General features: G+C 69.9%; 18 protein-coding genes. 11 read left to right on the top strand and 7 right to left on the bottom strand.

What is annotated here, in order from left to right; translation table 11 throughout:
* Window positions 1-256: 256 nt before the first annotated feature.
* The 10 genes from hppD (at window position 257) to K9S39_RS10725 (ending at window position 10,637) form a co-directional block, all read left to right on the top strand.
* Window positions 257-1,390, top strand: a complete 1,134-nt coding sequence (gene hppD, locus K9S39_RS10770; protein ID WP_248863137.1) for a 4-hydroxyphenylpyruvate dioxygenase — start codon at window positions 257-259, stop codon at window positions 1,388-1,390.
* Window positions 1,387-2,559 (top strand): alpha-hydroxy acid oxidase, encoded by a 1,173-nt coding sequence (locus K9S39_RS10765; protein WP_248863136.1) that lies wholly within the window; start codon window positions 1,387-1,389, stop codon window positions 2,557-2,559. The genes hppD and K9S39_RS10765 overlap by 4 nt, the downstream gene beginning before the upstream one ends.
* A complete protein-coding gene (locus K9S39_RS10760; RefSeq protein ID WP_248863135.1) occupies window positions 2,556-3,515 on the top strand; it encodes a phytanoyl-CoA dioxygenase family protein in 960 nt (319 codons plus the stop codon). The genes K9S39_RS10765 and K9S39_RS10760 overlap by 4 nt, the downstream gene beginning before the upstream one ends.
* On the top strand, window positions 3,512-4,888 hold the full coding sequence (locus K9S39_RS10755; RefSeq protein WP_319949550.1) for an aminotransferase-like domain-containing protein: 1,377 nt from the start codon (window positions 3,512-3,514) through the stop codon (window positions 4,886-4,888). The genes K9S39_RS10760 and K9S39_RS10755 overlap by 4 nt, the downstream gene beginning before the upstream one ends.
* Complete coding sequence (locus tag K9S39_RS10750) at window positions 4,885-5,838, top strand: DMT family transporter (RefSeq protein WP_248863134.1); 954 nt, start codon at window positions 4,885-4,887, stop codon at window positions 5,836-5,838. Before K9S39_RS10755 ends, K9S39_RS10750 begins: the two co-directional genes overlap by 4 nt.
* 104 nt (window positions 5,839-5,942) lie before the next feature.
* Window positions 5,943-7,028 carry a prephenate dehydrogenase gene (locus K9S39_RS10745; RefSeq protein ID WP_248863133.1) on the top strand — a complete coding sequence of 362 codons (1,086 nt, stop codon included), beginning with the start codon at window positions 5,943-5,945 and terminating at the stop codon, window positions 7,026-7,028.
* Window positions 7,029-7,103: 75 nt separating this feature from the next.
* Window positions 7,104-7,496, top strand: coding sequence for a 5-carboxymethyl-2-hydroxymuconate Delta-isomerase (locus tag K9S39_RS10740; protein ID WP_248863132.1), 393 nt, complete (start codon window positions 7,104-7,106; stop codon window positions 7,494-7,496).
* A gap of 57 nt (window positions 7,497-7,553) precedes the next feature.
* Window positions 7,554-8,495, top strand: a complete 942-nt coding sequence (locus K9S39_RS10735; protein WP_248863131.1) for an alpha/beta fold hydrolase — start codon at window positions 7,554-7,556, stop codon at window positions 8,493-8,495.
* 113 nt (window positions 8,496-8,608) lie between these two features.
* Window positions 8,609-10,081: a DNA-3-methyladenine glycosylase 2 gene (locus K9S39_RS10730; protein ID WP_248863130.1), complete on the top strand. Its 1,473-nt coding sequence runs from the start codon at window positions 8,609-8,611 to the stop codon at window positions 10,079-10,081.
* 10 nt (window positions 10,082-10,091) lie between these two features.
* Window positions 10,092-10,637, top strand: coding sequence for a methylated-DNA--[protein]-cysteine S-methyltransferase (locus K9S39_RS10725; RefSeq protein ID WP_248863129.1), 546 nt, complete (start codon window positions 10,092-10,094; stop codon window positions 10,635-10,637).
* Between the two features lie 108 nt (window positions 10,638-10,745).
* Here the strand turns inward: K9S39_RS10725 and K9S39_RS10720 are convergent, their stop codons facing one another.
* Window positions 10,746-11,258 (bottom strand): NUDIX domain-containing protein, encoded by a 513-nt coding sequence (locus K9S39_RS10720; RefSeq protein ID WP_248863128.1) that lies wholly within the window; start codon window positions 11,256-11,258, stop codon window positions 10,746-10,748.
* Window positions 11,259-11,681: 423 nt separating this feature from the next.
* Here K9S39_RS10720 and K9S39_RS10715 point away from each other — a divergent pair, with 423 nt between their 5' ends.
* A complete protein-coding gene (locus K9S39_RS10715) occupies window positions 11,682-12,806 on the top strand; it encodes a glycerate kinase (protein WP_248868679.1) in 1,125 nt (374 codons plus the stop codon).
* A 209-nt stretch (window positions 12,807-13,015) separates the two neighbouring features.
* On the opposite strand, the gene pssA is transcribed toward K9S39_RS10715, so the two are convergent.
* The 6 genes from pssA to K9S39_RS10685 form a co-directional block, all read right to left on the bottom strand.
* Window positions 13,016-13,876: a CDP-diacylglycerol--serine O-phosphatidyltransferase gene (pssA, locus tag K9S39_RS10710; protein WP_248863127.1), complete on the bottom strand. Its 861-nt coding sequence runs from the start codon at window positions 13,874-13,876 to the stop codon at window positions 13,016-13,018.
* Window positions 13,863-14,510 (bottom strand): phosphatidylserine decarboxylase, encoded by a 648-nt coding sequence (locus tag K9S39_RS10705; RefSeq protein ID WP_248863126.1) that lies wholly within the window; start codon window positions 14,508-14,510, stop codon window positions 13,863-13,865. Before K9S39_RS10705 ends, pssA begins: the two co-directional genes overlap by 14 nt.
* Before the next feature lie 170 nt (window positions 14,511-14,680).
* Window positions 14,681-15,886 (bottom strand): acyl-CoA dehydrogenase family protein, encoded by a 1,206-nt coding sequence (locus K9S39_RS10700; protein WP_248863125.1) that lies wholly within the window; start codon window positions 15,884-15,886, stop codon window positions 14,681-14,683.
* Window positions 15,887-15,888: 2 nt separating this feature from the next.
* Window positions 15,889-16,413, bottom strand: a complete 525-nt coding sequence (locus tag K9S39_RS10695) for a MaoC family dehydratase (protein WP_248863124.1) — start codon at window positions 16,411-16,413, stop codon at window positions 15,889-15,891.
* Window positions 16,414-16,418: 5 nt separating this feature from the next.
* Window positions 16,419-17,381: an HpcH/HpaI aldolase/citrate lyase family protein gene (locus K9S39_RS10690; RefSeq protein ID WP_248863123.1), complete on the bottom strand. Its 963-nt coding sequence runs from the start codon at window positions 17,379-17,381 to the stop codon at window positions 16,419-16,421.
* Window positions 17,378-19,414, bottom strand: a complete 2,037-nt coding sequence (locus K9S39_RS10685) for a protein meaA (protein WP_248863122.1) — start codon at window positions 19,412-19,414, stop codon at window positions 17,378-17,380. The genes K9S39_RS10690 and K9S39_RS10685 overlap by 4 nt, the downstream gene beginning before the upstream one ends.
* Window position 19,415: the final 1 nt, after the last annotated feature.

Below are 19,415 nucleotides of genomic sequence, written 5' to 3'. Positions count from 1 at the left end.
CCCGAACGGCTGAACATCGCCGCCTTGGTCCATGACTCATGCGGCACCTGACGACTTCTTGATTCGTCACCCGGCCGGAACCCCGCGACGGACGGCCCCGCCCGTATCGCCACCGACCACCTCCGCGCCGGACCCGGGGCGCTCCCGCAACGCGTCCCCGCGTCTTTCCGAACGTCTTGAACCACTGATCCGAACCCCAGTGATCAGTAGTGATCAGAGATCTGAACCGGCGATCTGAACCAGCGATTGGATCAATGTGACTGTCCATTCCGTCGACCATGTCGAATTCTTCGTGGGGGACGTCCTCCAGGCGTCCCACTACTACTGCGGCACCTACGGATTCCGGGTGGTAGCCGAAGCGGGGCCGCTCACCGGACTGGCCGGCGCCCGCTCGCTGGTGCTGGCGCACGGCGGCGTGCGCCTGGTGCTGACCTCCGCCCTGCACGCCGACCACGCGGCATCCCGCTTCGTCCGCAGGCACGGCGACGGGGTGCGCGATGTGGCCCTCCGGACGGACGACGCGGCCGGCGACTTCGAGCGGGCGCTGGCCGCCGGGGCCGAGGCCGTCGCGGAGCCGGAGATCTTCGAGGACGCCACCGGCCGGGTCACCCGGGCCACCATCGCCGCCACCAACGACCTGGTCCACACCCTGATACAGCGTGAAAATGACGGCGCATCAGGAACGCCGGAGCCCGCGGGATCCTTCCTGCCTCGGCGATATCAGTCCTTCCCCGAGGTCGCCGAGCCGGGCCCCGAGCTGCTGCGCTCGGTCGACCACCTGGCCCTGTGCCTGCGCGCCGGATCCCTGGAGACCATGGTCGACTTCTATCGGCGGGCGCTGGGGCTGCGGCACACCTACGACGAGTACATCGTCGTCGGCGGTCAGGCGATGGCCTCGAAGGTCGTCCAGGACGAGACCCGGGGCGTCACCTTCACCATGGTGGAACCGGATCCGGTCGGTGACCGCGGGCAGCTGAACGACTTCCTCGAAGGCTTCGACGGCCCCGGCGTCCAGCATGTGGCCTACGGCACCGACGACATCGTCCGGGCAGCCCGTGAACTGCGCGCCTCCGGCGTGGAGTTGCTGAAGACCCCGGCCGGATACTACTCCGCGCTGGCCGAGCGGGGCATCAAGGTGGACATCGACACGGCGGTGCTGCAGGAACTGGGCCTGCTGGCCGACCGGGACGAATGGGGCCACCTGATCCAGGTGTTCACCCGCTCTCCCTACGCCCGCCGGACGGTGTTCTTCGAGCTGATCCAGCGGCTGGACGCACGTACCTTCGGCAGCGGCAACATCAAGGCCCTCTACGAGGCCGTGGAGCGTGAGCGCGCCGATGCCCCGAGCGCCGCCGTACCGGTCGGTGCCGCGGCGGGGGCCGACGCATGACCGCACCGGGGGCCGGACGGGCCGAACCCTCCGACGACCGGCCGGACACGCTCCTGACCCCGCAGGACTACGCGGCGGCGGCACGCGCCCGGCTCGACCGGTCCGTGTGGGACTACATCGCCGGCGGCAGCGGCGACGAGGTCACCCTGCGCGAGGAGCGCGCGGCCTACGACCGCTACCGGCTGCGTCCTTCGGCCCTCGTCGATGTGTCGCACTGCGAGCTGGGGACCACCCTGCTCGGCAGGCCCGTGGACTTCCCGGTCGGTATCGCGCCCATGGCCTTCCACCGACTGGTGCACGCGGACGGTGAGATCGCCACCGCCCGCGCGGCCGGTGCGGTGGGCGCGCTGACCATCGCCAGCACCTTCGCCAGCAAGACGCTGGAGGAGACCGCACGGGCCGCGACCGGCCCGCTGTGGTTCCAGCTGTATGTGATGCGCCGTCGGGAGATCACCGAGTCCCTCGTACGCCGGGCCGAGGCCGCCGGCTACCGGGCCCTGGTGATCACCGTCGACACCCCGAGGATGGCGCGCCGGGAACGCGATCTGCGCAATGGCTTCGGCCTGCCCCCGTACGTCCGGCCGGCCAATCTCGACGACGGCCAGGGGGCCGGACTGCACCGCGGCCGCTCCGGCAGCTCCACACTGGCCGAACACGCCGCCCTGCACCACGACGCCGCGTTCACCTGGGAGGACCTGGCCTGGCTGCGCTCGCTGACCAGCCTGCCGCTGGTGCTCAAGGGCGTCCTCACCGCGCGGGACGCCCGGCGGGCCGCGGAACTCGGGGTGGCCGGGCTGATCGTGTCCACCCACGGCGGCCGCCAACTCGACGGCGCGGTACCGGCACTGGACGCGCTCCGCGAAGTCGTCGACGCCGTGCCCGCCCACTGCGAGGTCCTCGTGGACGGCGGTATCCGCCGCGGTACGGACGTCCTCAAGGCACTGGCGCTCGGCGCCCGCGCGGTGCTCGTCGGCCGCCCCGTGCTCTGGGGCCTCGCCGTCGACGGCGCCGACGGCGTCGAACGGGTCCTCGGCACACTCCGGGCCGAGCTGGAAGAGGCGATGGCGCTGACCGGCCGCCCCCGCCTGGACCTGATCGACCGGGACCTCCTGCACCGTTCCGCGCGCCTCCCCCACCACCCCACCCCGAACGACAAGGACATGGCATGACGACGAACGACGCACGCCACTCGCTGACCGACGCACGCCGCACGCCGACCGACGCACGCTTCACGCTGACCGACGCCGAGCGGGATCTGCTGCCGTCCGACGAAGAGGTGCGGTTCTACCAGGAGCACGGCTGGTATCTGTCGAAGAAGCTGCTGACCGACGAGGAAGTCGACCTCATGAACGCCGCGGCCGACCGCTTCTACGCCGGCCACCGGGACCGTACGCTGCCCCAGCGGCCGCCCCGCCTGGCGTACTGGGAGCCCGAGCAGGGCGATGTGCACCGGCACAACGACTACATCTTCTACGAGCACGACACCATCGGCTCCATCCTCGCCAAGCCGCTCATCGCGGCGGTGGCGGCACGTATCGCGCAGACCGGCCAGATACGCCTGTGGAACAGCACCCTCATCCACAAGCCGCAGCGCGCGGACGACGCCCGCAACATCGTGCCCTGGCACTTCGACCGCCACTACTGGCAGACCTGCTCCTCCGACGAGATGCTCACCGCCTTCATCCCCTTCCACGACTGTGACGAGGAGATGGGGACGATCACGATGGTCGACGGCAGCCACCGCTGGAAGGAGACCGGCGGCGACGACTCCACCAGCCGGCACTTCGCCGATCGTGACCGCTCGGAGCTGGAGGAGATGCTCCAGGAGAACGCCGCCTTCAACAACGGCGAGGTCCGCAAGGTCCCGGTGAACATCCCCAAGGGCCACATCAGCTTCCACCACTGCCGCACCTACCACGGCAGTGGCTACAACCTCAGCGACCGGCCGCGCCGCGCGATCTCCCTGCACCTGCAGGACCGGACCAACCAGTGGCGGCCCTACGAGCTCTCCACCGGCAACCGCGTCGTCTACAACAACGACGTGCTCGTCCGCGCGGACGCGAACGGCAACCCCGACTACACCGACCCGGACTTCTGCCCCGTCCTGTGGGAGGACCCCCGGTGAGTCACGGTTCCCCCGCCACCGTGCTGTCGGCCGACGATCTGCACGGCTCGCTCGGCGACCCGCTGATGGAGGTGATGAACTTCCTCAACGAGGTCACCTCCCGCTATCCGGAAGCGATCTCCTTCGGGCCGGGCCGCCCCTATGAGGGGCTGTTCGAGGTCGAGCGGATCGGCTACTACCTCGACGCCTACAAGCGGTATCTCTCCGAGGAGCTGGGCCGGACCCCCGACGAGGTCCGGACGATGCTCTTCCAGTACGGCCGGACCAACGGCCAGATCCATGAACTGGTGGCCCGCGCCCTGCGCAACGACGAGGGCATCCAGGTGTCCCCCGAGTCCCTCGTGGTCACCGTCGGCTGCCAGGAAGGCATGTTCCTCGCCCTCCGCGCACTGTTCCGCGACCCGTTGGACGTCCTGCTGGTCTCCTCGCCCTGCTACGTCGGGGTCACCGGCGCGGCCCGGCTGCTGAACATCGAGACCGTACACGTGCCGGAGGGCGAGAACGGGACCGACCCGGAGACGGTGCGGCGGACCGTCGCCGGGCTGCGTGCGGCGGGCAAGCGGCCGCGCGCCCTCTACCTGGTGCCGGACTTCTCCAACCCGACCGGCACCTGTCTGCCCCTGCCCGCCCGCCACCAGTTGCTCGAACTGGCCGAGGAGGACGACCTGCTCCTCCTGGAGGACAACCCGTACGGGTTCTTCACACGGACCGGCAGCGGCCTGGCCACGCTCAAGGCGCTGGACCGTCGGCAGCGGGTGATCTACCTCGGTTCCTTCGCCAAGACCTGCTTCCCCGGCGCCCGGGTCGGCTATGTGGTCGCCGACCAGCAGGTCCAGGCGCCGGACGGCAGCCGTACGCTGCTGGCGGACGAACTGTCCAAGATCAAGGGCATGGTGACGGTGAATACCCCGGCCATCAGCCAGGCGGTCATCGGGGGCATGCTGCTCACCCACGACTTCCGCCTGCGGGAGGCCAACAAACCGGCCGCCGACTTCTACCGGGAGAACCTGGCGGTCCTGCTCGACTGCCTGGAACGGCTGCTGCCCCCGGAACGGCGCGAGGCGGCCGGGATCCACTGGAACGCGCCCGAGGGCGGCTTCTTCCTCACCCTGACCCTCCCCGTCCCGGCGGACAACGCGCTGCTCGAAGAGTCCGCACGGGAGCACGGGGTGATCTGGACGCCCATGAGGTACTTCTATCCGGACGCGGACGGGGATGCGGACGGGGGCGCGGGCCCGGACCAGGATCCGGATCCGGCCCCGGACAGCGGCGGCGGACATCAGATGCGGCTCTCGCTGAGCTACCTGACGCCGCAACAAGTCACCGAAGGAGCCCGCCGGTTGGTGGCCCTGCTGGAACGGAGCTGCCTGTGAACGCCGTCCTCTACATGGTGACGGTGCTGATCTGGGGCTCCACCTGGCTGGCGATCAAGGGCCAGCTCGGAGAGGTGCACCCCACGGCATCGATCGCCTACCGGTTCGCCCTGGCGGCCGTGATCCTGCTGGCGTGGGCGCGACTGCGTGGACTGCCCCTGCGCTATCCGCTCCGTGTACACGGACAGTTCGTCCTCATGGGCGGGCTGATGTTCTCCACCAACTTCGTCTGCTTCTACTTCGCCGAACAGCATCTGACCACCGGCCTCGTCTCGATCATCTTCGCGATGTCGCTGGTGGTGAACATGGCGTTCGCCCGCCTCTTCTTCAAGCGTGCGATCACCGCCAAGATGCTCATCGGCGGCGGGATCGGGCTGCTGGGCATCGCCACGGTGTTCTGGCCGGAATTCCAGAACTTCGGCCTCACCTCCGGAACGGGACAGGGCATCGCGCTCTCCGCCCTCGGCACCCTGGTGTTCTGCCTGGGCAATGTGGTCTCCGGCAAGACCCAGGCCGCGGGCATCCCGGTGGTCCAGGGCACCGGCTACGCCATGGCCTACGGGGCGCTGCTGATGGCCCCGTTCGCCGGGTTCCTCGGGGACGGCGGCCTGTTCGACCCCGCGCTCCAGTACACCGGCTCGCTCCTCTACCTGGCCGTTTTCGGCTCGGTGATCGGATTCGGCGCCTATCTCACCCTGCTCGGCCGGATCGGCGGGGAGCGTGCGGCCTACGCGATGGTGCTCTTCCCGATCGTGGCGCTGCTGTTGTCCACGGTGTTCGAGGAATTCCACTGGACGGTACGGGATCTGACCGGCGTCGTCCTGATCCTGGTCGGCAATGCCGTGATGCTGACCAATCCGGCGCTGCTACGGCGCCTGACCGGCAACCGGTTCCCCGCGGAGCAGGCGGCACAACCGGAGCCGACGGCACCGAGCGCGGCCGACCGGTAGCCCGTTCCCAGCCCGTCCGTAGTCCGTCCGCTGTCCGTCCGCAGCCCGGCGGGCTGAACGGCCGCGCCGCGCCATCCCACTCACCACGGTCGAGGAGCGACCCCTTGCATACCGCTGCAGTCGTCGGCACTGGACTCGTCGGCACATCGATCGCCCTGGCACTGACCGCCCGGGGAGTGACCACCCATGTGATCGACCGCGACCGGCACCGCGTACGGATCGCCGCCGCACGGGGCGCGGGCACCCCCGAACCGCCGTCGGCGCCCGTGGACATCGCGGTCATCTGCGTCCCGCCGTCGGAGATCGCCCGGACCATCGCCGACCACCAGAAGGCCCGACTGGCCAAGGTCTACACGGACGTGGCGAGCGTCAAGGCCCTGCCGCACGCCGAGTGCCTGGCCCTCGGATGCGACACCACCGCCTTGGTGGGCGGGCATCCGCTGGCCGGACGGGAACGCTCCGGCCCGCTGGCGGCCCGCGCCGATCTCTTCCACGACCGCCACTGGGTGCTCACCCCGACCTCGGAAACCAGTGAAGACGCGCTCAACCGGGCCCTGGAACTGGTCTCCCTGTGCGGCGCCGTACCGGTGCTGCTGGACCCACCCGAGCACGACCGGGCGGTGGCCCTGGTCTCCCATCTGCCGCACCTGATGGCGAGCCTCACCGCGGCCCGGCTGCTGGAGGGCGAGGACCAGGCGGTACGGCTGGCCGGCCGCGGCATGCGGGACGTCACCCGGATCGCCGCCGGCGACGCCGCGCTGTGGACCGACATCCTCGCCGCCAACGCCGCCGCCGTCAGCGTGCTGCTTGCCGAACTCACCGCGGACCTGCGCAGAACGGCCGACGCACTGGCACGACTGACCGACGGCGACCCGGAACAGCAGCACGGTGCCCTGGCCGACCTCACCGACGTCCTCCGCCGCGGCAGCGAGGGCCGGGCCCGTATCACGGCACCGTACGGCGGCGGGGGGATGGGCTCCGCCACCTCGCTCTCGGTCTCCATCAGCGGACAGGACCGCCGCCTGGAGCGGCTGCTCGACGATGTGAGCGAGGCGCGCGTGGACCTGGAGGACATGGCGTTCCCCGACACGCCGGCGCCGCCGCACGGTGCGGTCGAGCTCCTGGTCGCCCCGGACGCGGCCCGCCCACTGACCGACGCCCTGCGCGAGCGCGGCTGGGCAGTCCGTTAGCGGCCCCTGCCCCTGCCCTGCCGTCCTGGTACGCGGACGACTACCCTCAACCAGCCCCTCATCCCGGAGTATTGAATGCCGCATATCACCGTCGACTACGACAAGCCCCTGCACGACTCCTTCGACCGCCGCCGCTTCGCGCTCGCACTTCACTCGCTGGCGGCCAAGACGGTCGACGGCATCACCGTCGAAAGCTGCAAGACACGCTTCCGGTCCGTCGATGAGGTCGTCATCGCGGACGGTGAGCCCGGCCAGGCCCTGATCCACGTCGAGTTCGCGATCCTGCCGGGCCGTACGACCGAGATCAAGACCGCGCTGAGCCGCGCGGTACTCGATCTGGTACGCACCCACACGGCCTCCGTGCCCGACACGGTGGTACACGCATCCGTGGACGTGCTCGACCTCAGCCCGTCGTACACCAAGCATGTCCGATCCGCACATGTCGAGCGATCCGCGCATGTCGAGTAATCCACCGTCGCGGACCGGCATTCCCTGTATCCGGCGATCGCCCCCTACGACAGCGGCATGTTCGACGTCGGCATGTTCGACGCGGACGACGGCAACCGCGCGTACGGGGAGGTCCGCGGCAACCCGGACGGCAAGCCCGCCCTGGTCGTTCACGGCGGCCCGGGCTCGGGCTGTACGGCACGGGTGCGGCGGTACTTCGACCCCGACCGCTATCGGGTCGTCCTCTTCGACCAGCGCGGATGCGGCCGCAGCACCCCGCATGCGAGCGATCCGGCCACCGACATGCGGCACAACACGACGGAGCATCTGCTCGCCGACATGGAGCGGCTGCGCGAACACCTGGACATCGACCGCTGGCTGCTGTTCGGCGGTTCATGGGGCTCGGCCCTGATCCTGGCGTATGCGCAACGCCACCCGGACCGGGTATCGGACATCGTCATCCCCAGCGTCACCACGACCCGGCGCTCGGAGATCGACTGGCTCTACCGGGGCGTCGGCCGGTTCTTCCCGGAGGAGTGGGAGCGGTTCCTGGCCGGCGCCCCCGGGGTGGACCGGGACGGGGACATCGTCGGCGCCTCCGCCCGCCTGATGGAGGACCCGGACCCCGCGGTACGGGACAAGGCGACCGCCGACTGGTGCGCCTGGGAGGACGCGGTGCTCTCTCTGCAGCCGCACGGCGCGCCCACCCCCTACGAAGACCGGCCCTCGGTGGCCCGCCAGGCCCTGGTGCGGATCTGGCGGCACAAAGGAGGCGGCACACAGGCAAGCCGGAGGCGTCACACAGGCGGGACGACCCACCGACCAGGCGGGACGAGGCACCGGCCGTGCGCGAGGCGAGACGACTCGGGGGCCAGGCAGGGACGAGGCAGGGCGGCGCCCAGGCCGCACGAACAGGCTGGCGCCAGTGGCCGGCGCCCCACACTGGCGCGAGCAGCGCCCCCGGCGCCCGGCGAAGTCCCGTCCCGATGGCACAAGTCCCGCCCCGGTTGCAGGGTCTAGACGCCCAGCGGGAGTCCGCCTGCCGGAAGGCCGAACATTGACCTCGGGTCCCCGAACGTTGATGTCGGATTTCCGCCAGCCGGCCTCCCGTCGGCTGAGGAATCCTTGAGGCCATGCACACCGATACCGAGCGCTGTCTGCGCGCCGTGCAGTCCAGGGACGCCCGCTTCGACGGCTGGTTCTACACCGCCGTACTCACGACTCGCATCTACTGCCGCCCGAGCTGCCCGGTGGTGCCGCCCAAGCCCGCGAACATGCGTTTCTACCCAAGCGCCGCCGCGGCGCAGCAGGCCGGGTTCCGGGCCTGCAAGCGGTGCCGGCCGGACGCCGGCCCGGGGTCGCCGCAGTGGGACGAGCGGGCCGACCTCGTCGCACGTGCCATGCGGCTGATCGCCGACGGGATCGTCGACCGTGAGGGTGTCCCGGGCCTGGCCGGCCGCCTCGGCTACAGCACCCGCCAGATCGAGCGCCAGCTGCTGGCGGAACTCGGCGCGGGACCGCTCGCCCTGGCCCGCGCCCAGCGCGCCCAGACCGCCCGGCTCCTGGTGGAGTCCACGGCGCTGCCGATGGCCGATGTCGCGTTCGCCGCCGGATTCGCCAGCATCCGCAGCTTCAACGAGACCGTACGGGAGGTCTTCGGGCTCGCCCCGACGGAACTGCGGCAGCGCGCCGAGCCGGGCCCGCGCACCGCACTGCCCGGCACGCTCGTCCTGCGGCTGCCCTTCCGTCGCCCGCTCAACCCCGACAACCTCTTCGGGCACCTCGCCGCCACCGCCGTCCCCGGAGTCGAGGAATGGCGGGACGGCGCCTACCGCCGCACTCTGCGCCTCCCGTACGGCCACGGCATCGTCGCCCTCGCACCCCGCCCCGACCACATCGACTGCCGACTGGCCCTCACGGATCTGCGCGACCTCGCCGGAGCCATCGCCCGCTGCCGCCGGATGCTCGACCTCGACGCGGACCCGGAGGCCGTCGACGGGCTGCTCCGCGAGGACCCGCAGCTGGTCTCCCTGGTCGACAAGGCACCCGGCCGCCGTGTGCCGCGCACCGTCGACGCCGACGAGTTCGCGATCCGCGCCGTACTCGGCCAGCAGGTCTCCACCGCCGCCGCCCGCACCCACGCGGGGCGGCTGGTCCGCGCCCACGGCGAGCAGATCGACGACCCGGGCGGCGGCCTGACCCACCTCTTCCCCACCGTCCACGCGCTCGCGGAACTCGACCCAGAGTCCCTGGCGATGCCCCGCACCCGCCGTGCCACCCTCACCGGTGTCATCGCCGCCCTCGCCTCCGGTGCGCTGCAGCTCGGCGTCGGCAGCGACCGGGACGCGGCCCGAGCCACGCTCGCCGACCTGCCGGGCATCGGCCCCTGGACCGTCGAATGCGTCGCCATGCGCGCGCTCGGCGACCCCGACGCCTTCACCCCCACCGACCTCGGCCTGCGCCGCGCCGCCGCCGGGCTCGGTATGCCCGCCACACCCGCGGCCCTCGTCCGGCACTCCGCGATCTGGCGCCCCTGGCGCGCCTACGCCGTCCAGTACCTATGGGCGACCTACGACCACCCCATCAACCACCTGCCTACGAACTGAGCCCACGGTCATGTCCCTTGACGCACCCGATCCCGACGCCCACCTCACGCACAGCGTCCTGCACGACACCCCGGTCGGCCCGCTCACCCTCGTCGCCGCCGGGGACGCTCTCACCGGTCTCTATATGACGGACCAGCGTCACCGTCCGCCACAGGAGACCTTCGGACACCCGGCAGACCCCGGAGACGCGCCGTTCGCCGAGGCCATCGCCCAGCTCCGGTCCCACTTCCGCGGCGAGTTGACCAGCTTCGACCTGCCGCTCGCACTGCGCGGCACGCCATTCCAGCGCCGCGTCTGGGCCGCGCTGTGCACGATCCCGTACGGCGAGACCGTCAGCTACGGGCAGCTCGCCGAACGGCTCGGCGCTCCATCCGCGGCCCGCGCCGTCGGCCTGGCCAACGGGCGGAATCCGGTCGGCATCATCGTCCCCTGCCACCGCGTCGTCGGCGCCAACGGCAGCCTCACGGGCTACGGCGGCGGCCTCGACCGCAAGCGCCGTCTGCTCGCCTTCGAGCGCGCAGACGGCGCGCTGTTCCCGGCGGAGGCGTGCGACTGACGGGGGCGGGTGTGCGCGGGCCATGTGCTGTGCGATGTGCGACGCGATGTGACCTTGGCAGGGTACGTTCCAGCGCTCCCCACGGTTCTCAACCTGTAGTTGGAGTTCTCAACCTGTGGTTGGGACGCTCCCCTTCGGCGGCAGACCGTCCTCCAGCTCCGCAGGCCCCCGACCGCCTGCAAGGGCCTCCAGAGCGGCACCGATACGCAATGCCAGATCCCGCTTCACCAGCTTCTGGCCCTCGTCCCAATGCACCAGGCGCCAGGACAGCAGCTCTTCCTCCTGCAGCCGGATCGCCGCGAGCTGCGCCGTGTCCAGCACCCCGCCGTCGTACAGATACGACACCAGCGGCGGCCGATCCTCCCCGCGCACCCAGTCGACGGCGAGCAGCGCGCCCAGCTCGACATCCAGGCCGATCTCCTCGGCGGTCTCACGGCGGGCGGCCTGCCGGGGCGATTCGCCCGTATCCGATTCGACGGTGCCGCCCGGCAGGATCCAGGTGTCGCGGTAGTTCGGCTCCACGAGCAGGACGCGGCCCTCGGTGTCCCGGAAGATGGCTCCCGCACCCGCGATCACACGGGGCAGGCCTGCGATGTAGGTGGCGTAATCCACGGTTGTCACCCCGCGAGCCTAAACGGAACGCCGACGGCGGCCATCCCGAAGTCCGGAAGCCGCCAGAAGCCGTCGGAAACCGTCGGAAGTCAGCAGAAGCCGGCAGAGGCTGCCCCGAGGCCGCCGGGAGGCGGGCGAGGGCAAGCGAAGTCGCCCGTCGGCATTCCCGAGACCATACGGCGCACGGTCCGCGGGGACACCGCACCGCCCGCCACCGACCCACCATCACCGGTCATCCCGCTGTTAGCGCCGTTAACACCAATAGCGCTAAGAGAAATAAAAAATCCCTTTGCTGAGGCTTTCGGCAGTCTTCTGGAGCCCTCTGCCCTGTTCGCCGGGCCCCTCGCCGGATAAGGTCACAGCGGCGCGACTGCCAGTTCGAAAGCAAGGGGAAACACGGTGGCGGACGCAGCAAGGACAAGCACAGCACACGTGCTGATCGCCGCGGACAAGTTCAAGGGCTCGCTCACGGCCGTCGAGGTCGCCGAGCATGTCACGGCCGGTCTGCGGCGTGTGGTCCCCGATCTGGACGTGGCGGCGGTCCCGGTCGCGGACGGCGGCGACGGTACGGTCGCGGCCGCGCTGGCGGCCGGTTTCACCCGCCACGAGGCGCGGGTCAGCGGCCCTACGGGCGAGCCGGTGACGGCCACCTTCGCGCTGCGCCGTGACGGCACGGCGGTGGTGGAGATGGCGGAGGCGTCCGGCCTCCAGCACCTCCCGGAGGGCGTCTTCGCGCCCCTGACGGCGTCCACGTACGGCACCGGCGAGCTGCTGCTCGCGGCGCTGGACGCGGGTGCCACGTCCATCGTCTTCGGTGTCGGCGGCAGCGCCACGACCGACGGCGGCGCGGGCATGCTCGCCGCCCTCGGCGCGCGGTTCCTGGACGCGGACGGGAAAACCATCAGCCCCGGCGGCGGTCCCCTGGCGGACCTGGCCACGGCCGATCTGTCGGGCCTCGACCCCCGGCTGGCCCATACGGACATCGTGCTCGCCAGCGACGTCGACAACCCGCTCACCGGCCCCAAGGGCGCGCCTGCCGTCTACGGGCCGCAGAAGGGCGCGAGCGAGGCGGATGTCGCCACTCTGGACGCGGCCCTCGCGCACTACGCCGAGGTGCTGGGGACCGCCGTCGGCCCCAGGGCCGCGGAACACGCGCTGGCTCCCGGGGCGGGCGCCGCTGGCGGCATCGGCTACGGCGCGCTGGTCGGCCTCGACGCGACGTTCCGTCCCGGTATCGACGTGATGCTGGACGTCCTGGGCTTCGCCCCGGCCCTGGAGCGGGCCACCTTCGTCATCACCGGCGAGGGCTCGCTCGACGAGCAGACGCTGCACGGCAAGGCACCGGCCGGCGTGGCCGCCGCGGCCCGCACCGCGGGCATCGACGTCGTCGCGGTCTGCGGCCGCCTGGCGCTGCCCGCCGAGGCGCTCACCGCGGCCGGGATCCAGCGTGCCTACGCCCTGACGGACCTGGAGCCCGACCCGGCCCGCTGCATGGCCGAGGCGGGCCCGCTCCTGGAGCGCGCGGCGGAGAGCCTGGCCCGGGACTTCCTGGTCTGAGCCGGGGGAGTGCGGCCCTCCCGGGGGCGGCGCCGCAGGCCGCGTGTCCCCGGAAACGCCGTGCCGCACCGAGAACGCCGGGGCCAGACCACTGGGTAAGCCCCACCACCGGATAGGCCGTAAGCCCCGAGCGAATCACTCGCTCGGGGCTCTCGAGATGTCGTCCCGCCTCACGGCGGCGGCCTTATGGAAGCCGCCCTAACGCCGCCCTACGGAAGATGCGCGGCGCGGGCCTCCGCCCGCGACTCACGGCGGTTGTCACGGAAGGTGTTCACCCTCCGGGCCGTCGCGAACAGCGGGATCATCGCGCCCATGACCACCTGCAGGGCGCAGCCGGTCTGCAGCAGCAGCTGGCCGCCGGGGGCGTCCAGCGCCCAGGCCGCGAGCATGCCCATGCTGAGCACGATCCAACTGAGCATCGCCACCGCGAGCCGGCCCCGCGGCTTGGGGTATTCGACCCGGCTCACCATCAGCCAGGCCACCCCGATGATCGCCAGCAGCGTCGGCAGGAACGGCAGCTCCAGCAGCACGATGGCGACGACGGTCAGGGCGCCGAACGGACTCGGCATGCCCTGGAAGATGCCGTCGCGCAGCGTGACGCAGGAGAACCGCGCAAGCCGGAGCACCACCGCCAGCAGCACCACGACGGCCGCGACCACCGACACCCGCTGGTTCGCGTCCTGGGCGACCATGCCCCAGGTCACCACGAAGTACGCGGGAGCCAGGCCGAAGCTGATCAGGTCGGAGAGGTTGTCCAGCTCGGCCCCCATCGCCGAGGCTCGCAGCTTGCGCGCCACCAGCCCGTCGAAGAGGTCGAAGACCGAGGCGAGCAGCATCAGGATCACGGCCATCGCCGCGCTGTGCCGGGCCATCCCGCCGTCCTCGGTGCCCGTCAGATGTGGGATGAGGACGCCGGTGGTGGTGAAGTACACCGCCATGAAGCCGCAGATCGCGTTGCCGAGGGTGAGGGTGTCCGCTATTGACAGCCGCGTGGACAGCGGCATGTCGTCCCCGTCCTCTTCGTTCTCGGGCGCCCAGCCCGCTTGTGTCTCAGGATCAATCACGGTCAAGGCGAGTCACCCCCGCGGTGGTGGCCTGGCCGACCTCGACCGCCGCCTCGACGCCCTCCGGGAGGTACACATCGACGCGCGAGCCGAAGCGGATCAGGCCGATTCGCTCGCCCTGCTCGACCTTGGTGCCTTCGGGCACGTAGGGGACGATGCGGCGGGCGACCGCGCCGGCGATCTGCACCATCTCGATGTCGCCGAGCTCGGTGTCGAAGTGCCAGACGACCCGCTCGTTGTTTTCGCTCTCCTTGTTGAACGCCGGAACGAATCCGCCGGGGATGTGCTCCACGGACGTCACCGTGCCGGCCAGCGGCGCCCGGTTGACGTGAACATTCAGCGGGCTCATGAAGATCGCGACGCGGGTGCGCCCGTCCTTCCACGGCATGATGCTCTGCACCACGCCGTCCGCCGGAGAGATGATCCGGCCCTGAGCGATCTCTCGCTCGGGGTCACGGAAGAACCACAGCATGCCCGCCGCGAGTGCGGTGGTGGGCACGGCGACGGCAGCCCAGCGTCCCGAGCGACGGGAGCGGGCCAGGCTCACCGCCGCCGTTGCCACGGTCGGGAGGAGCCACGGCGACGCTCCGCGCGCGAGGCGGACGCGACCGCGTGGTGCAGAGGATTGGCTGTGGGGCATGGATGACCTTCGTAGCGGAGGATGCCGCGTATGGATACGGGGGACGGCGGCTTTCCGTGGATGCTATCGGTTGCGAGCGGCAACTGGCCAAGAGCCAGAGCCAATCCGTGGCCGAAGTACGATGACAGGGTGTGATCTTCGTCTAGAAGGAAACGCCCCAAAGGGGACTTTCACCCCTGGATTCGGTACTCCTCCAGTACCCGGCGCCCAATGATCATTTTCTGGATCTCAGCCGTACCTTCACCGATCAGGAGCATCGGGGCCTCCCGGTAGAGACGCTCGATCTCGTACTCCTTGGAGAAGCCGTAGCCGCCATGGATGCGGAAAGCGTCCTCGACCACCTCCTTGCAGTACTCGGAGGCCAGGTACTTCGCCATGCCCGCTTCGAGGTCGTTTCGTTGTCCCGAGTCCTTTTTGCGGGCGGCATTAACCATCATCGCATGGGCCGCTTCGACCTTTGTCGCCATTTCCGCCAGTTTGAACTGGATGGCCTGGTGCTGAGCGATCGGCTTGCCGAAGGTGTGACGCTGCTGCGCGTACGAAACCCCCAGCTCGAAGGCGCGCTGGGCGACACCGCAGCCGCGCGCGGCCACATTGACCCGGCCGACCTCGACGCCGTCCATCATGTGATAGAAGCCACGTCCGGTCTCGCCGCCGAGCACGCGATCGGCCGGAATGCGCAGGCCGTCCATGATCAGCTCGGTGGTGTCGACCCCCTTGTAGCCCATCTTGTCGATCTTGCCCGGGATGGTCAGGCCGGGCCGCACCTCGCCGAAGCCGGGCTCCTTCTCCACGAGGAAGGTCGTCATCGACTTGTGCGGAGCGGTCCCCTCCGGGTGGCCCTCGTCCGTACGGCAGAGCACCGCGACGAGCGTCGACGAACCACCGTTGGTCAGCCACATCTTCTGGCCGTTGAGGACGTAATCGTCGCCATCCTTGACGCCCTTGGAGGAGATGGCCGAGACGTCCGAGCCCAGCGCCGGCTCCGACATCGAGAAGGCGCCCCGGATTTCACCGGCCGCCATCTTCGGCAGGAAGTGGTCCTTCTGCTCCTGCGTGCCGTGCTGCTTGAGCATGTACGCCACGATGAAGTGGGTGTTGATGATGCCCGAGACGCTCATCCAGCCGCGGGCGATCTCCTCGACCGTCAGCGCGTAGGTGAGCAGCGACTCGCCAAGACCCCCGTACTCCTCGGGAATCATCAGACCGAAGACGCCGAGTTCCTTCAGGCCCTCGACGATCTGCGTCGGGTATTCGTCCTTGTGCTCCAGCTCCGTCGCGACCGGAATGATCTCCTTGTCCACGAAATCGCGGACGGTGGAGAGGATCTCCCGCTGGATGTCGGTCAGACCCTCGGTCTGTGCGAGGCGCGCCATGGCTACTTCTCCTTCTTGGCCGGAGGGGCCTGCAGCTCCGGGCGGCCGGGCTGCTCGCCGCCGCGCTCCTTGATGTAGGTGGCCGTCGGAACCATCACCTTGCGGCGGAAGACACAGACCAGGGTGCCGTCCTGCTTGTAGCCCTTGGTCTCGACGTACACGATGCCGCGGTCCGACTTGGACTTCGACGGCGTCTTGTCGAGCACTGTCGTCTCGCCGTAGATCGTGTCGCCGTGGAAGGTCGGCGCCACATGCCGCAGCGACTCGATCTCCAGATTCGCGATGGCCTTCCCGGAAACATCCGGCACGGACATGCCGAGCAGCAGTGAATAAATGTAGTTGCCGACCACCACGTTCTTGCCGAAGTCCGTTGTCTGCTCGGCGTAGTTCGTGTCCATGTGGAGCGGATGGTGATTCATGGTGAGCAGACAGAAGAGGTGGTCGTCGTATTCCGTGACGGTCTTCCCCGGCCAGTGCTTGTAGACATCGCCGACGGTGAACTCTTCGTAGGTACGGCCGAACTGCATCGCTCTTACGCCTCCGGGGCCTCGAACTTGGACGTACGGGTCATGCCGGCGGCCCGGCCCTTGCCGGCGATGACCAGCGCCATCTTCCGGCTCGCCTCGTCGATCATCTCGTCGCCGAGCATCGCGGAACCCTTCTTGCCGCCCGCCTCGGAGGTGCACCACTCGTAGGCGTCCAGGATCAGCTCGGCGTGGTCGTAGTCCTCCTGGGAGGGCGAGAACACCTCGTTGGCGGCGTCGACCTGACCCGGGTGCAGCACCCACTTGCCGTCGAAGCCCAGGGCGGCCGCTCGGTCCGCCACCTCGCGATATCCCTCAACGTTTTTGATCTGAAGGTACGGACCGTCAATGGCCTGCAGATCGTGGGTGCGGGCCGCCATGAGGATGCGCATCAGAATGTAGTGGTAGGCGTCCGCCGGGTAGCCCGGGGGCTGCTCGCCGACCACCAGGGACTTCATGTTGATGGACGCCATGAAGTCGGCCGGGCCGAAGACGATGGTTTCCAGGCGCGGCGAGGCGGCGGCGATGTCGTCGACGTTCACCAGGCCCTTGGCGTTCTCGATCTGCGCCTCGATGCCGATCCGGCCGACCTCGAAGCCCATGGTCTTCTCGATCTGCGTCAGCAGCAGGTCCAGCGTCACGACCTGCTGCGCGTCCTGCACCTTCGGCAGCATGATGCAGTCGAGGTTGGGGCCCGCGCCCTCGACGACCGTGATGACGTCCCGGTACGTCCAGTGCGTGGTCCAGTCGTTGACCCGCACGACACGCGTCTTGCCGGTCCAGTCGCCGTTGTTCAGCGCGTCGACGATGGAGTGCCGGGCGCCTTCCTTGGCCAGCGGCGCGCAGGCGTCCTCCAGGTCGAGGAAGACCTGGTCGGCCGGGAGGCCCTGGGCCTTTTCCAGGAACCGCGGGTTGCTGCCGGGGACCGCCAGGCAGGAACGGCGCGGGCGAAGGCGGTTGACGGGGCTCATGCGGGGACCTCCAGAGGGTCGAGCTTGTTCGCTTTCCGGATCTCGTCGACGATACGGCCGATGATCTCCGTGATACCGAAGTCCTTGGGTGTGAAGACCGCCGCGACCCCGGCTTCCCGGAGCGCGGTGGCATCGGCGGAGGGGATGATTCCGCCGACGATGACGGGGATGTCGCTCGCGCCCGCCTCGCGCAGCCGGGCCAGCACATCCGGCACCAGCTCGGCGTGCGAACCGGACAGGATCGACAGGCCGACGCAGTGCACATCCTCGGCGACGGCCGCCGAGACGATCTGCTCCGGGGTCAGCCGGATGCCCTGGTAGACGACCTCGAAGCCGGCGTCCCGGGCCCGTACGGCGATCTGCTCGGCACCGTTGCTGTGCCCGTCCAGGCCGGGCTTGCCGACCAGCAGACGCAGCTTGCCGCCGCCGCCCGCGCCGCCTGCCGCCGATGTCACCTCGGCCGCGGTCCGCGCGACCTTCTCGCGGACCGCCGCGAGCGGGGTGCCTTCCTCGGCGGCGACCGCCACCGGCGCGCTGGAGACGCCCGTGGGGGCCCGGAACTCGCCGAAGACGTCCCGCAGCGCCCAGGCCCACTCGCCGGTCGTCACACCGGCGCGTGCGCATTCGAGGGTGGCCGCGAAGAGGTTGGTGTCGCCGGCCGCGGACTTCTTCAGGGCCGACAGTGCCTCCTGCGCACGCGTCTCGTCCCGGTTGTCCCGCCAGTCGTGCAGCGCCTGGACGACACGTGCCTCGTTGGCCGGGTCGACGGTCATGATCGCGGTGTCGAGATCCGCCGTGAGCGGATTGGGCTCGGTGGACTCGAAGCAGTTCACCCCGACGATCTTCTCCTCGCCGGCCTCGATCCGGGACCGCCGCTCGGCGTGCGCGGAGACCAGCTGCGACTTGAGATAGCCGGACTCCACGGCCGCCATCGCGCCGCCCATCTCCTGGATCCGCGCGATCTCGGCCAGACAGTCCTCGACCAGGCCGTCGACCTTGGCCTCGATGACATGCGAGCCGGCGAAGATGTCCTCGTACTCCAGCAGGTCGCTCTCGTGCGCCAGGACCTGCTGGATACGCAGCGACCACTGCTGGTCCCAGGGTCGGGGCAGGCCCAACGCCTCATTCCAGGCGGGGAGTTGGACGGCGCGCGCGCGGGCGTCCTTCGACAGGGTGACGGCCAGCATCTCCAGCACGATCCGCTGGACGTTGTTCTCCGGCTGAGCCTCGGTCAGACCGAGCGAGTTGACCTGCACGCCGTAGCGGAAGCGGCGCTGCTTGGGGTTCTCGATGCCGTACCGCTCGTGGGTGATCTGGTCCCAGATGCGGGAGAACGCCCGCATTTTGCACATCTCTTCGACGAACCGGACACCCGCGTTCACGAAGAACGAGATACGGGCGACGACATCGCCCTTGCGGTCCTCGGGGACCTGGCCGGACGCGAACACCGCGTCGAGAACGGCGATCGCGGTGGACATCGCGTACGAGATCTCCTGGACCGGAGTGGCCCCCGCCTCCTGCAGGTGGTAGCTGCAGATGTTGATCGGGTTCCACTTCGGGATGTGGTTGACCGTGTACGTGATCATGTCGGTGGTCAGCCGCAGCGAAGGCCCCGGCGGGAAGACGTGCGTTCCGCGCGAGAGGTATTCCTTCACGATGTCGTTCTGTGTCGTCCCCGCCAGTTTGGTGATGTCGGCGCCCTGCTCCTCGGCCACCACCTGGTACAGCGCCAGCAGCCACATGGCCGACGCGTTGATGGTCATCGAGGTGTTCATCTGCTCCAGCGGGATGTCCTGGAACAGCCGCCGCATGTCACCCAGATGGGACACCGGGACCCCGACCCGGCCGACCTCGCCGCGGGCGAGGATGTGGTCGGGGTCGTAACCGGTCTGCGTCGGGAGGTCGAACGCGACCGACAGGCCGGTCTGGCCCTTGGCGAGGTTGCGCCGGTACAGCTCGTTGGAGGCCTCGGCGGTGGAGTGCCCGGCGTATGTCCGCATCAGCCACGGACGATCCTTCTGACGCTCAGTCATA

The organism is Streptomyces halobius (genome assembly GCF_023277745.1).
Lineage (GTDB): Bacteria > Actinomycetota > Actinomycetes > Streptomycetales > Streptomycetaceae > Streptomyces > Streptomyces halobius.
This window is presented reverse-complemented; position numbering and strand designations above follow the sequence as displayed.